Below are 15,306 nucleotides of genomic sequence, written 5' to 3'. Positions count from 1 at the left end.
TCTCAACTAAAAGTTTCCAACTACGTCTGCAGAAAAAGCTTGCAGATCATAATCATGCATTAACTGAGTAATATCGAAAGTGCTATAATTAAATCTTGCATAGTTCGATAGCCAATCACGCCTTTTATAGGCTAAGCCTAGTTTGATTCCAACGTGCTTTTCTTCCATCGACCTAGTTCTATCAACTAAATCGTCATAGGCAAATTTTGAATAAAACGTAAAAACGAGTATATCGTGTAAATCATAATAATCGTCACTAGAAAACTTATCTAAAGAAGAATCCCTCGCTTTAGCTTGAAGTTGACATAAATTGTCAGAGCCTTGGGTTTGCAAAAATAACTGGGGGTATGCTTTAAGAAAACGAGTCTCTTGTCGATTTTCATAATGACGCAAATAGTTATCTATTTGGTCAAGTTCATTTGTTATTTTAGTCGAGAAAAAGTTACCTTCCGAAAAAGGAGACGCACCATTTATATTGCTGACAGCACCATAAACGGCTACAGAGAAAAGCATTAAAGAGCAGCCTACAAAGGCTACTACTGAGAGTAAAAATCGCATTATTATTATTATTTTTCGTTTATTGTTATTATGTTTCTTTATATCAAAAAATATTTTTTACATAAAGAAACATAATATTAACGGAAAACCAACTTGAAAGCGATTTTTCTATTCAAAATAAAATCAATTGTTTAATTAACTTGAAATTGGCTTAATAAATATTTGAAAATTCTTTCAACCGAATTCAGCCTAACTAGCCTTATTTCTTTGTCCATTTGCTACAGCAGGTTTACCTTTGGCACGCTTTGGTTTCGAATTATTTACACCTGTACGTTTTGCCGCCGGACGTTGTCCATCCTTATGGTCAACTTTTCCTTGGCCGCCTACTTTAACCTTTTGGGGTTTTTTGGCTTTTATTGGCCTAATGGCTCTTGACTCCCCTAGTGCATTTACTGGGATGAAATTCTCTAGCATTTTACGATCAATATGTTGTTGAATAACATGTTCAATATCCCACAACAAGTTTAGTTCATCAGCACAAACTAATGAAACGGCTTGCCCAGTATTACCTGCACGAGCAGTACGTCCAATGCGATGAACATAATCTTCTGGTACATTAGGTAAATCAAAATTGACTACATTCGGAAGTAAGTCAATATCAATACCGCGTGCCGCTATGTCTGTAGCAACCAAAATTTGTACTCGTCCATCTTTGAAAGACGCAAGTGCTTTAGTGCGAGCACCTTGACTTTTATTACCATGAATTGCTGCAGCAGTTAATCCTTCTGCTTCTAAATATTTAGTTAGCTTATTTGCCCCATGTTTAGTTTTTGTAAACACGAGTACCTGTTTCCAGGCATTTTCTTTAATGAGGTGTGTTAATACGGTCGGTTTACGTTTCTTATCCACGGGGGTTAACCATTGTGTCACTTTCTCCGCAGTAGAATTTTCAGGATTTACTGAAATTTCAAGTGGATTATGGACCAAGCCTTTCGCTAGTGCGCGAATATCTGCCGAAAATGTTGCTGAGAAAAGTAGATTTTGACGTTGCTTGGGTAATACCGAAATGATTTTTTTAATATCGCGAATAAAACCCATGTCTAACATTCGATCGGCTTCATCAAGAATAAAGACTTCTAACTGAGAAAACTTAACGGCATTTTGATTATATAAATCCATTAAACGTCCAGGAGTGGCGACTAATACATCGACACCCTGTCTAAGACGAAGCATTTGCGGGTTAATCTTAACACCACCAAAAACAACGGTAGAATGTAAGTCTAAATATTTACCATAAGTTGCAATGCTGTCACTCACTTGTGCGGCAAGCTCTCTTGTTGGCGTTAATACTAATGCTCTAACATTGTTTGATTGAACTCGACTTTTAGCCGTTCCGCCTTTAGAAAGCTTTTCTAATAAAGGTAATGTAAAACCAAAGAGTTTTTCCTGTACCTGTTTGGGCTGCGGCCATCACATCTCTACCTGCAAGAACAGCAGGGATAGCTTGTGCTTGTATTGGTGAAGGAATGTCATAGCCTTTATCTCGAACCGCTTTAAGTAGTGGTTCTGATAGACCTAGATCGGTAAAATGGATGACAGTGGTGCTCATAAAAAATCTCTTGGGGTGGTATTACGGGTTACGACTGACGAGTGGTAAGTGACGAACAACAAACCTCTGCTGATTATAAGTAACCTGACAGTTAAGGCCGTGCAGCATACAGTATGGCCATCTAAATTGGTATAAGTATAGCGAATAAATATCTTTGTTCATAAAAAAACACATCGAAACGGAAAGGAAAAAGCCGAACAAAAGACTGTTCGGCTCCTAACAATTCACCTGTGATTTGCAAGTCTCACTAGATTGATAATACCATAATTACGGCATCATCTGTTCTTGATCTTCGCCTTCTTTTTCAATTACTTCAGGTATTAAATCTTCTCTTGAAACCCCTAATGCTAATGCAACTAATGAAGCAACATAAATGGACGAATACGTACCAACAAAAACACCAAATAATAAGGCTGTCGCAAAACCATGAATAAGTACGCCACCTTTTAAAAATAATGCAGCTAACACTAATAAGGTAGTAATTGACGTGATAATAGTTCGGCTTAATGTTTCTGACAATGATATGTTAATGATATCTTCTGGTAACGTATCCCTTATTTTCATAAAGTTTTCGCGAATTCTATCAGAGACAACAATAGTATCATTAAGTGAGTAACCAATAACAGCCAAAATAGCGGCAAGTACTGTTAGGTCAAACTCTAGTTGTAGAAAGGAAAAAAGCCCTAAAGTTAACAAAACATCGTGAAATAATGCGACAACAGAACCTACAGCAAAGCGCCATTCAAAACGAAAAGCAACATACATCAAAATACAGATAAGTGCTGTTAACATTGCTAAACCGCCCTGCTCGGCTAATTCATCACCAACACTCGCGCCAACAAATTCGATACGACGCATGTCGACTTTTTGACCTGTTCCCGTTTCAAGAATGGTTAGGATTTCATTGCCCAACATTTCTGCTTTCACGTCTCCTCGTAAACCAAGACGAATGACCACATCACGACTACTACCATAAAACTGAACTTTGGCATCATCATGATTGTTGTTTTGCATCAGCTCACGTAATTTTTGTAAATCAGCAGCTTGTTCGAAACCCACTTCTATGAGTGTGCCGCCAGTAAAGTCTAGCCCGAAGTTCAATTTATTGACGACGAGAGAAGCAACTGACGCAAGCATTAACAGCGCACTAAAGACCATCGCAATTTTGCGATACTTCATAAAACTGACGGTTTCTTTTAATTGTAAAATTTGCATTGTTTTTAAATTCCCGTCTTAACTATATTGATAGCTTTTCAAGGCGTTTTCCACCCCAAATAGCATTAACTATGGTTCTTGAACCAACTACTGAGGTGAAAATTGAAGTAATAATACCGATAGATAAAGTTACTGCAAAACCTTTTACTGGCCCTGTCCCTACAGCGAATAAAATTAAAGCTGCAATTAGCGTTGTAATGTTAGCATCAATAATGGTTGAAAAAGCGGCTTCATAACCTTGATGAATTGCTTGTTGAATCGTTTTTCCTTCGCGAATTTCTTCACGAATACGCTCAAATATCAATACATTGGCATCAACCGCCATACCAACAGTTAATACAATACCCGCCATACCCGGTAAGGTTAATGTGGCGCCAGGAATCAAAGACATAATACCAACAATTAGAACTAGGTTAGCGCCCAAGGCAACATTTGCTACCACACCAAAAGCGCGATAATAAATAATCATAAAGAGAAAAACTAGGCCAAAGCCCATCAAAATAGCTTGAAAACCTAACTGAACATTTTCAGCACCTAGTGTTGGTCCAACAGTACGTTCCTCAACAATAGTGATGGGTGCAATCAACGCACCCGACTCGCAGTAATAACGCTAAGTTATGCGCTTCTGCTTGAGAGCCGCGCCTGTGATTCTAAAACTCTTACCTAAGCGCGCTTGAATTGTGGCAACTGAAATAACTTCTTGCACTTTTTCGAAAACAATATTCCCTTCAGGATCACGTCGGTCGGTTGGTTTATATTCTATAAACACTGTCGCCATTGGCTTACCAATATTGCTTTTAGTGCCATTAGACATTTTACTGCCACCAAGACTATCAAGTGAAATATTTACTTGTGGACGAGAATATTCATCAAAACCTGATTTAGCATCGGTGATATGATCACCAGTTAACATAATGCGTTTTTTCAATAAGGTTGGTTTGCCGTCTTTATCTGTTAACAAGATTGAGCTTGGAGGAATTCGACCATTTAGCGCCGCAGATAAATCACCTTCCGTATCAACTAAACGAAACTCGATGGTGGCAGTGGCATTAAGAATTTCTTTCGCTTTTGCCGTGTCTTGAACGCCGGGTAATTCAATAACAATATGTTTCTTACCTTGGCGTTGTACTAAAGGTTCAGCAACACCTAATTCATTCACACGGTTACGAATAATGGTAATGTTTTGTTGTAAAGCATATTCCCGAATTTCTTTTAACTTGGCATCAGTCATTTTAGCTGAAAAAGTTAACGTATCTTCGTCAGTTGTAAATAACAAATCACGGTAGCGTTTTTTCAGTAAAGACTCTCCTTGTTCTAAGTCTTCAATTTTACGGAACTTAACAACGATAGCGTCACCGTCTTCTTTTACACTGCGATAACGAATTTTTTCATTTAATAAGTCACCTCTAAAATCACCAACCATGCCATCTTTCGCTTTGTTGATAGCCTCTGCCATGTTCACTTCCATTAAGAAGCTAACACCACCACTTAAATCTAAACCTAACTTCATTGGTGTACCACCAATACCTGATAACCAATCAGGAGTTGCTGGCGTTAAATTAAGGGCTACCGAGTATTTGTCACTTAAGCTATCATCGAGCACATCACGGGCTTTCAACTGATCTTCAGTATTCTTAAAGCGTGTTAACACTTGTCCTTGCTCTAAAATGATACTGGCGTAATCAATTTTACTATTACTTAAATGCCCTTTAATTTCGTCAAGGGTGGTAACATTTGCTTCTACACCACGTAAACCAGATACTTGCACGGCGGGATCTTCACCATATAAGTTAGGTGTGGCATAGAGCGCACCTAAAGCAACGATTAACGCTACCATCAGTGTTTTCCATAAAGGGTATTTGTTTAACACAAGCTGTCCTTTTTTTGTATCTATTGTGTTTGTGCTTTATTTTTATAATTACTGCGTTGAAAGTGCTCATTGACATTCGTCAACACCGCGCTTTCGTCTTGTACTTATTTCAATAAAACTCAAACAAAACAGCTACTAATTCAGTTATTAAAATATTTTCTGTTTTTAGTTTAAGCGCGAATACATTTTATAAGTTAACCCGCCGATGTAGTGTTTAAACTCGAAGCTAGTTAACGCTGTAGCAAAAAGGAAACACGGAGTTGACGCTAGTCAATGAGTATTTCCGATGCTGCTACAGTGTTAAATAGCAAAGAGATTAAGTGCTACAAACTTTTCATTGTGCCTTTCGGAAGTACTGCGTTTATTGCGCCTTTTTGCACCGTTACTTCTGTACCTTCGGAAATACTCACGACAATAAAATCTTTTTCATCAGACACTTTAACAATTTTACCCACTATGCCGCCCTGCGTTAGTACTTCATCACCTTTTGACAAAGCTGACATCAAGCTTTTATGCTCTTTTACGCGTTTAGCTTGTGGACGGTAAATCATAAAATAAAATACCAAACCAAAAACCGCTAGCATTATCATCATTTCCATTCCACCACCGGCTGCGGTGCGGAGCGGCTGCGGCATGCGCTGTACTTATAAATAAACTCATAATTGTTATTCCTTACTTCTTTTTATAATTGGTAGGCCGAATTAAATTCTACCTACAGTTAAACTTGCGTGCTACCTTTTGCCAAAGGCGGTACAGGTAATCCCCGCAGGGCATAAAACTCTTCTACAAAGGCGTCTAATTTACCTTGCTCTATTGCGTCACGCAAACCTTGCATGACTTTTTGATAAAAATGCAAATTATGCAATGTATTTAATTGTGAACCTAAAATTTCTTTACATTTATCTAAATGATGCAAATAAGCCCGCGAGTAATTTTTACAAGTATAACAATCACACGTTGCATCTAAAGGGCCAGTATCTGTTTTATTGCCGGCATTGCGAATTTTGATTACGCCGGTATTGACAAATAAATGACCATTTCTCGCATTTCGAGTTGGCATGACGCAATCAAACATATCGATCCCGCGACGAACACCTTCAACTAAATCTTCAGGTTTTCCTACTCCCATCAAGTATCGGGGCTTATTTTTAGGAATCAAGGGGGCTGTGTGATCTAAAATGCGGATCATGTCTGCTTTTGGTTCACCAACAGATAACCCGCCAATAGCATAACCATCGAAGTCTATAGCTTTTAAACCATTTATTGATACTTCACGTAAGTCTTCAAACATACCACCTTGGACAATTCCAAATAGGGCATTGGGACTATCACCGTGCGCGTCTTTTGAGCGCTGTGCCCAACGTAACGATAACTCCATTGAATCTTTCGATTCTTTATGTGTCGCAGGATAAGGGGTGCACTCGTCGAATATCATCACAACATCTGAATTTAAACTACGTTGTACTTCCATTGAACGTTCAGGGGTTAACATAATTTTCTCACCATTTACTGGTGAACTAAAACGTACTCCTTCTTCCGTGATTTTACGCATTTTTCCTAAGCTAAATACTTGAAATCCACCAGAATCAGTTAAAATAGGTTTATCCCAATTCATAAACCCATGTAGACCACCATGTTGTTCAATAATGTCTGTACCTGGGCGTAACATTAGATGGAATGTATTACCTAAAATAATCTGTGCACCAGTTTCTTCAACTTCTTCAGATTTCATACCTTTAACTGTGCCATAAGTACCTACAGGCATAAAGGCGGTGTTTCTACTATGCCTCGTTCAAACGTTAAACGACCACGACGTGCTTTGCCATCTGTATTGATTAACTCATATGTCATTCTTTTTTTCATAAATAATATTTCCTACCTACCGAAACAGGCTGATGGTTGCATTCAAAAAAAGCTAAAACGTATCCGCATCAGCTCAAGGTTATTTAGTGTTATTTTGTTTTGTGAGGAACATCGCATCACCGTAACTAAAAAAACGATATTTTTCGCTAATGGCCTGTTGATACGCTTTCATAATATGCTCATAACCTGCAAAGGCACTGACCAAAAGATTAATAAGGTTGATTCAGATAAATGAAAATTCGTTAACAGTGCATCCACTAATTGAAACTCATAACCTGGTGTAATAAAAATATCTGTATCACCATAAAAAGCAGTAAGGGCTGTACCTTGGGTTTGCGCTGATTTAGCCGCACTTTCTAATGAACGAACTGACGTTGTTCCTACCGCAATAATACGGCCACCATTGACTTTAGTTTTATTAATTTGCGCCACAACCTCAGTTGAGACCTCAACATACTCTGCGTGCATAATATGGTCAGCAATTTCATCAACTTTTACTGGTTGAAAAGTACCCGCACCTACATGTAATGTAACAAAAGCTAATTCAACCCCTTTGGCTTGAATTTTTTCTAATAAGGCATCATCAAAGTGCAATCCTGCTGTTGGTGCCGCAACAGCGCCAGGTTTTTCATTATAAACTGTTTGATAACGTTCACGATCGCTATTTTCATCAGGTCGATCAATATACGGCGGTAATGGCATATGTCCTATATCATCAAGTATTGATAATACTGACTGTTCACCATGAAATTTCAACTCAAACAAAGCGCCATGACGAGCAACCATGGTTGCTTTTGCCTTCCCTTCTAATAATAATTCAGCACCTACTTTGGGTGACTTACTCGCACGAATATGAGCTAAAACAGTATTCTTATCGATTAAACGTTCAACTAATACTTCAATTCTACCCCCACTGGATTTTTGACCAAACATACGGGCAGGGATAACACGGGTATTATTAAAGACTAATAAATCACCTGCTTTTAATTGCGCAAGAATATCGGTAAAGCCAAGGTTTTCTATATCGCCTGTATTACCGTTAAGCGTCATTAATCGACTACTTGTACGCTCAGGCGTAGGAAAACGAGCAATCAGCTCTTTGGGTAAATCAAAAGAAAAGTCGGATACACGCATGATAAAAGTTCAGGAAAGCCTTGCTTGAGGTGAATGGTAAAATAAAACGCGTAATTTTAGAGATCCGAAGCTTTGATAGCAAGTTAAATAAAAACTTTACCTTTAATTAGTACCTTAATACGGTACTAAACTGATACACAACAACATAATTGTTAATTATAGTGACTATTTAGCGATAATTAATTAAAAGAGCCTGTTTAAATAGTTTTTTTCAAGTATGATTTTCTTAAACTTTACTCAATAGTTGCATTGAAAATGAATGAACTTGCCTTGGCTATAGCTAAAACGATTATTAACGGCTTTGACCGTCATATACACCTTTTCATTGAAATAACACAATCAGCCCAACAACGCTTCCAACAATGCCAATGGGCAGAAGTTCAAAAAGCGGCAAAAGCTAGAACCACTTTTTATGAACAACGTGTAGAAGAGTCATTTAATACCATCAAACAAGATTTTCATATTGAGTCTCTTGATGATGATTTATGGCTACAAGTTAAAAAAATATATATCAACTTACTTGCTGAGCATAAACAACCCGAACTAGCCGAAACATTCTATAATTCTGTTTTTTGCCATCTATTTGAACGTAAGTATTATCACAATGATTATATTTTTGTTGAAAGTACTGCTCAACGACTTGACAATAGACCGACGCCAGTCATTTACACCAGTTATAAACCTGCTAAAAAAGGCTTAAAGTCAACTATTTTTGACATTATGAATGCGCATAAAAGCTCAGTTCCCTTTGTTGATCTTAATAGCGACGTAGATATATTAATTAGGGCTTTTCGCCGTAAAGCTCACAAAACTCGATTTAAAGTAGAAGATTTACAGTTTGATATTTTAAATTTTACTTTTTACCGCAATAAAGGTGCATATTTAATTGGTAGGGTAATATCCCCGCCGGCATAACACCATTTATTGTGTCTGTATTAAACAATGAAAAGGGTGGCTTATACATTGACGCCCTTCTCACAAACAGTGAAGATATGGCGGTTGTTTTCGGCTTTGCTCGTGCATACTTTTTTGTTGATTGTATTCATCCCTATGCATTAGTTAACTTTTTGCAACGCTTAATTCCTCACAAAACAACAGCTGATTTATACTCAGCTATCGGATTTCATAAGCAAGGAAAAACCCAGTTTTATCGAGATTTTCTAAACCACCTTGATAACAGCGATGATAAATTGATGTTAGCTCCCGGAATAAAAGGCATGGTAATGTCAGTATTTACACTACCTTCTTACCCTTATGTTTTTAAAATTATTAAAGATAAATTTTCACCTAGCAAAAACATGACACGTGCTGATGTTAAGGCTAAATATCATTTAGTTAAACTTCATGACAGAGTCGGTCGTATGGCCGATACCATGGAATATTCCGAGGTTGCATTTCCTAAAGATAGATTTAACGAAGAACTACTAGAAGAATTAAAAAAAGTTGCTCCGTCTTTAATTCGTTATGAAGATAATCTATTGATCATTGAGCATTTATATATAGAACGTCGCATGGTGCCATTAAATTTATATTTAGCAAAAGCCAATGACAAAGAGATAGAAGAAGCCATGTTTGGCTATGGCCAAGCTATCAAGCAGTTAATCTCTGCCAATATATTTCCTGGTGATATGTTGTTAAAAAACTTCGGGGTTACTCGTCACAACCGCGTTATTTTTTATGATTATGATGAAATTACCTATATGAACGAGGTTAACTTCAGAGTAAAACCAGTAGCCGTAACTGAAGAGCAAATTTATGCTGCTGAGCCATGGTATTCTGTCGATCCTGGTGATATGTTTCCCGAAGAATTAGCCACATTTGCTTTAGCAAACCCCAAATATTTAAAAGCGTTTAAAATTCATCACGAAGATTTATTAACCGCAAGTTATTGGCAACAATGTCAGAAAAATGTCGCTAAAGGCATCTACGAAGATGTTTATCCCTACCCTGATAAATTTAGATTTTGTGAAATGCGTAAACGAATGAAATAGCATATCAAACAATACATTGAGAAAATAAAGCTTCAGTCTCTAAGACTCATAACATAACCTTAGAGATTGAAGCTTGCTACTATACTTATAATTGTTAATTATCTTGTTGCTAGTTATTGCATTTTGGCTATTAAATAGCCGAACGACCCAAATATTTATAGTTTTTAACAATTTGTTCTTTACCTTTGGCTGTGCATCAGTATAATTCGAATCCGTTGCAGGGGTGTAGTTCCAATTGGTAGAACAGCGGTCTCCAAAACCGATGGTTGGGAGTTCGAGTCTCTCCACCCCTGCCATTTTCTTCTTAGTTTATCTGTATTTCCTTTTCAAAGTTTACTTCTCAGTTTCCACTAATTCTGGCATTATATTTAAGTTATCTAAAAATTCAGTATTCAACAGGAATCACTTAAGCCTTTTATGAGTCTATTTTATGCCAGTTAATCAAAGACAATACGATCAACTCACTGAAATGGGTATTAATCTATGGCAGCACAAAATTGTAAGTACTGAAGATGACAAATCAAACCTGCATAATGAACAACATGAAGCGCTCTATACATCCCAAGACAACTTATCATTGTCTGATTTGACCAAACAAACCCTATTTACCGATATATTGTCTTCGTGTGGCGTATCCATTGGTGAGATAACAGCTAAAAAAGATCACCTTGATTTAGGGGTGTTTAATTGGTATTTCACTGATAAACCTCATGATATATCTCCTATTCAGTATAAACATAACACTTTATTTAGTCCTAGCATTTCCTTAATTAGCCAGTCACCTGCTTTGAAGAAACAATTATGGCTAACCATAAGCACTAACTTACTCTAATAAACAAATTAACCGTTACTTAACCGCAATTACATCCAATTATGACTAATTATTTAAAGTTTACCCCCATTTCTAACGTAGACATAAACATATTAATGCCTATAGAAAACGCCTGCCATTCTCATCCTTGGAATGAAAAAACCTTTACTAGTTGCATTGGTAATCGTTATTTTGGTGAGAAACTTTGCGATAATTCCAACGATTCTCCGAAAATTATCGGCTTTTATGTAGGCGAATTGGTTATTGATGAAGCCACTTTAATGGATATTTGCGTTGAACCTACTGAACAAGGCAATGGGTTTGGGAAAAAACTATTGAATCAGTTTATTCAACAAGCAAAAGCCAAAGGTGCCTTGAAAATATGGTTAGAAGTACGCGCTAAAAATATCAGCGCACAAATGATGTATATCAACGCGGGGTTTATTGAAATAAGCCGACGAACAGGTTATTACCCTAGTAGTAGTGGTTTTGGCTATGAAGATGCCATCGTGATGTCATTTAGTATTTAGTTATCCCGAAAAAAGCCTATAAAAAATGCATTTAAAAGAAAAAGTCGCTTAATGCGGCTTTTTTATTTGTGCTACAATGCGCCCAATTTTTTAAACAACGAAAATCCATTATTATTTATATTTGGATTTCATTTTGTGTGTACCAAGGCAATATCAATGACAGTCAATACCTTACAGGCAGCAGCGGTAGATATCCGTAGAACCTTTGCCATCATTTCTCATCCTGATGCAGGTAAAACGACCATCACCGAAAAAGTATTATTATTCGGGCAAGCGTTACAAAAGGCAGGCACAGTAAAAGGTAAAAAATCTGGTCAACACGCAAAATCAGATTGGATGGAAATGGAGAAAGAACGTGGTATTTCAATAACCACCTCCGTTATGCAATTTCCTTACAATAACTGCTTAGTTAACTTACTAGACACTCCTGGACATGAAGATTTCTCTGAAGATACTTACCGTACTTTAACAGCGGTTGATTCTTGTTTAATGGTCATTGATGTCGCTAAAGGTGTTGAAGCACGTACTATAAAATTAATGGAAGTTACACGTTTACGTGATACGCCAATCATTACCTTCATGAATAAAATGGATCGCGACGTTCGTGATCCAATGGAAGTAATGGATGAAGTTGAAGACGTATTAAAAATTAAATGTGCACCAATTACTTGGCCAATAGGTATGGGTAAAGAATTTAAAGGTGTTTACAACATTTTAACAGACGAAATATTTTTATATAAATCAGGTCAAGGCCATACTATTCAAGAAAAACGTATTATCAAAGGTATTAACAATCCTGAACTTGATACGGCGATTGGCAACTATGCAGAAGACTTACGTGAAGAACTTGAATTAGTTGTAGGCGCATCCCATGAATTTGATATTGAAGAATTTCTAAAAGGGGAATTAACCCCAGTATTTTTTGGCACTGCACTAGGTAATTTTGGGGTTGATCACATGCTTGATGGCCTCACTAAATGGGCTCCAAAACCTTTACCTCGCGTAACTGATACGCGAGAAGTTATTGCAACGGAAGAAAAATTTTCTGGTTTTGTTTTTAAAATTCAAGCCAATATGGATCCAAAACATCGTGATCGCATTGCCTTTATGCGTATTTGCTCTGGTAAATATGAAAAAGGCATGAAAATGAAACAAGTCCGCCTAGGTAAAGACGTTAAAATTGCCGATGCAGTTACCTTTATGGCCGGCGATCGTGCGAATGTTGAAGAAGCTTTTTTGGGTGACATTATAGGATTACATAACCACGGTAGTATTCAAATTGGTGATACATTTACTGCGGGAGAGATGATGAAGTTTAGTGGTATTCCTAACTTTGCTCCTGAAATGTTTAGACGAATACGCCTGCGCGATCCGCTTAAAGCTAAACAATTACAAAAAGGCTTAATTCAATTATCAGAAGAAGGTGCGGTACAAGTATTTAGACCCTTTATCAATAACGATATGATTGTTGGTGCTGTTGGGGTACTACAATTTGAAGTGGTCGTACAACGCCTAAAAACTGAATACAATGTAGATGCTATTTATGAACCTATTAGTGTTATGCCACAGCAAGATGGTGTACCTGTGATGATGAGCGAACTTTAGAGCAATTTAAGAAAAAGGTCAGGTGATAACCTTGCTTTAGATGGTGGTGATAATTTAACTTATATTGCCCCGACAATGGTGAATTTATCATTGGCACAAGAGCGTCATCCGGATATTGAGTTTCACTCAACCCGTGAACACTAACTTTTACTTTCTATATAGAATTTTTACGGCATTGTTTTCGCTTTTTCATTTCGTCACTTAGTAAACTAAGCTCTTTATGAAAAAGCTCGACGGCTTTGCTAAAATCCAATCTAGTTTGCACAACAAGTACTGATTGGAAAAGAAACAGACTAAAAAAGATTAAATATTATGAATATTAAACAGATACTTGCAGAAAAAGTCAGCACAGCAATGGTAGCAGCAGGTTTACCTGAAGGCACCAATCCGGCGGTTAGTATATCTAGTCGTGCAAATTTTGGTGATTACCAAGCCAATGGCGTGATGGGGGCAGCAAAAAAATTAAAAACTAATCCTCGCGAATTGGCAACTAAAGTGGTTGAACAACTTTCTATAAGCAAAGCCTTAGATGGCATCGCTGACAACATAGAACTTGTCGGCCCTGGCTTTATTAATATTCACTTAAGCCAAACATGGCTTGCAACTCAGCTTAATAACATACTTAACGATACACATATTGGTGTAACGCAACGTGGTGGCACTGAAGATGATAAGCAACAAACCGTTGTTGTAGATTACAGTGCCCCCAATTTAGCTAAAGAAATGCATGTGGGTCATTTACGCTCAACCATTATTGGTGATGCCGTTGTTCGAGCCTTAGAATTCAGAGGCGATAAAGTTATTCGCCAAAACCATATGGGTGACTGGGGTACGCAATTTGGCATGTTAATAGCCCATTTAAGCGATAAACTTGCAAGTAATGAAGTGGCTGAAACCGCCCTTGCCGATTTAGAAAATTTTTATCGTGAAGCTAAAATTCGTTTTGATAATGAAGATGGTTTTGCCGACAGAGCACGTGCTGATGTCGTCAAACTACAAAGTGGCGATGAGCATTGCGCCAAACTATGGCAACAGTTTATTGATATTTCAATTGCTCACAGCGAAGAAATTTATAATAAATTAAATGTTTCACTTAAGCGCTCAGATATTATGGGTGAAAGTGCCTACAACGATGATTTATCAACAGTTATTGATGAGTTAATGGCAAGTGAAATTGCCGTGGAAGATCAAGGTGCCAAAGTAGTTTTCATTGATGAAATGGCCAATAAAGATGGCGAGCCATCGGTATTTATTGTACAAAAATCTGGCGGCGGTTTTTTATATGCCACCACAGATCTATCTGCTTGTCGTTACCGTAGCGGTAAGTTAAAAGCCGATCGCATTATTATTTTTACTGATGCGCGCCAAGCACTTCACTTTAAACAGGTTGAAATAGTTGCCCGTAAAGCCGGTTTCTTACCAGAACATGTTGGTTACGATCATTGTCCCTTTGGCATGATGATGGGTGATGATGGCAAACCATTTAAAACCCGTACTGGGGGCACTATTAAATTGGCCGAATTACTCGATGAAGCGATTGCACGTGCCAGTGAACTCATTAAAGAAAAGAACCCTGATATAAGTGCTGACGATCTCACTGATATCTCAAAAAAAGTGGGCATTGGTGCAGTTAAGTTTGCTGATTTATCAAAAAACCGTACCAGTGATTATATTTTCAGCCGGAAAACCATGCTTAGTTTTGAGGGCGCAACTGCTCCTTATTTACAATATGCTTATTCACGTATTCAAAGTATTTTTAGTAAAGCGAATGTAGGGCAGTTACAAACCCAAATTAACATTGTAGAGCCGCAAGAAAAAGCGCTAGCTTTAAAATTATTACAGCTTGAAGATGTTATAGATGCAGTAATTAGTGAATGTACCCCTAATTTGCTATGCAATTATTTATACGAATTAGCGAGCCTTTACATGAGTTTTTACGAGGCTTGCCCTATTCTAAAAGAAGGTATTGCTGTTGAAGTGAAAGAATCACGTTTGGTTTTATGCCAATTAATATCACAAACGTTAAAACAAGGTTTAGATATTTTAGGTATTGAAGTCATGGAACGCATGTAGTTTTCACGACCTTTACCTTCAGGTGCATGATAAAGACACCTGCAAAGAAAAACCGACATTTTCATGTCGGTTTTTTTGTATTTTTTTAATAACTTCTACCTGAAATG

General features: G+C 37.3%; 5 protein-coding genes, 1 tRNA gene and 7 pseudogenes. 6 read left to right on the top strand and 7 right to left on the bottom strand.

Annotated features, from left to right (window positions below):
- Positions 1 to 6: 6 nt before the first annotated feature.
- From L3081_RS19040 to queA, 7 genes and pseudogenes are all read right to left on the bottom strand, one after another.
- Complete coding sequence (locus tag L3081_RS19040; RefSeq protein WP_242287777.1) at positions 7 to 513, bottom strand: hypothetical protein; 507 nt, start codon at positions 511 to 513, stop codon at positions 7 to 9.
- Between the two features lie 234 nt (positions 514 to 747).
- Positions 748 to 2,092: pseudogene (locus L3081_RS19035) on the bottom strand (DEAD/DEAH box helicase).
- Between the two features lie 282 nt (positions 2,093 to 2,374).
- Positions 2,375 to 3,322: a protein translocase subunit SecF gene (gene secF / locus L3081_RS19030; protein WP_242287776.1), complete on the bottom strand. Its 948-nt coding sequence runs from the start codon at positions 3,320 to 3,322 to the stop codon at positions 2,375 to 2,377.
- Between the two features lie 22 nt (positions 3,323 to 3,344).
- A pseudogene (gene secD / locus L3081_RS19025) lies at positions 3,345 to 5,192 on the bottom strand (protein translocase subunit SecD).
- A gap of 323 nt (positions 5,193 to 5,515) precedes the next feature.
- Positions 5,516 to 5,852: pseudogene (yajC, locus tag L3081_RS19020) on the bottom strand (preprotein translocase subunit YajC).
- 58 nt (positions 5,853 to 5,910) lie between these two features.
- A pseudogene (gene tgt, locus L3081_RS19015) lies at positions 5,911 to 7,043 on the bottom strand (tRNA guanosine(34) transglycosylase Tgt).
- 91 nt (positions 7,044 to 7,134) lie between these two features.
- A pseudogene (queA, locus tag L3081_RS19010) lies at positions 7,135 to 8,189 on the bottom strand (tRNA preQ1(34) S-adenosylmethionine ribosyltransferase-isomerase QueA).
- 255 nt (positions 8,190 to 8,444) lie between these two features.
- Between queA and aceK the strand changes: the two are divergent.
- The 6 genes and pseudogenes from aceK to argS all read left to right on the top strand — a co-directional run bounded on the left by aceK (position 8,445) and on the right by argS (position 15,199).
- Positions 8,445 to 10,180, top strand: a pseudogene (gene aceK, locus L3081_RS19005) (bifunctional isocitrate dehydrogenase kinase/phosphatase).
- A gap of 219 nt (positions 10,181 to 10,399) precedes the next feature.
- Positions 10,400 to 10,476 (top strand) — tRNA-Trp (locus L3081_RS19000).
- A gap of 134 nt (positions 10,477 to 10,610) precedes the next feature.
- Complete coding sequence (locus L3081_RS18995) at positions 10,611 to 11,012, top strand: hypothetical protein (RefSeq protein ID WP_242287775.1); 402 nt, start codon at positions 10,611 to 10,613, stop codon at positions 11,010 to 11,012.
- 41 nt (positions 11,013 to 11,053) lie between these two features.
- A complete protein-coding gene (rimI, locus tag L3081_RS18990; protein WP_242287774.1) occupies positions 11,054 to 11,521 on the top strand; it encodes a ribosomal protein S18-alanine N-acetyltransferase in 468 nt (155 codons plus the stop codon).
- A gap of 156 nt (positions 11,522 to 11,677) precedes the next feature.
- A pseudogene (gene prfC / locus L3081_RS18985) lies at positions 11,678 to 13,270 on the top strand (peptide chain release factor 3).
- Between the two features lie 168 nt (positions 13,271 to 13,438).
- Entirely contained in the window at positions 13,439 to 15,199 is a 1,761-nt protein-coding gene (gene argS / locus L3081_RS18980; RefSeq protein WP_242287771.1) for an arginine--tRNA ligase, read from the top strand.
- Positions 15,200 to 15,306 lie beyond the last annotated feature (107 nt).

The organism is Colwellia maritima (assembly GCF_022669015.1).
GTDB classification, from domain to species: Bacteria; Pseudomonadota; Gammaproteobacteria; order Enterobacterales; family Alteromonadaceae; genus Colwellia; species Colwellia maritima.
Note: the sequence above shows the minus strand (reverse complement) of the source record. Positions and strands in the feature narration are given on the sequence as shown.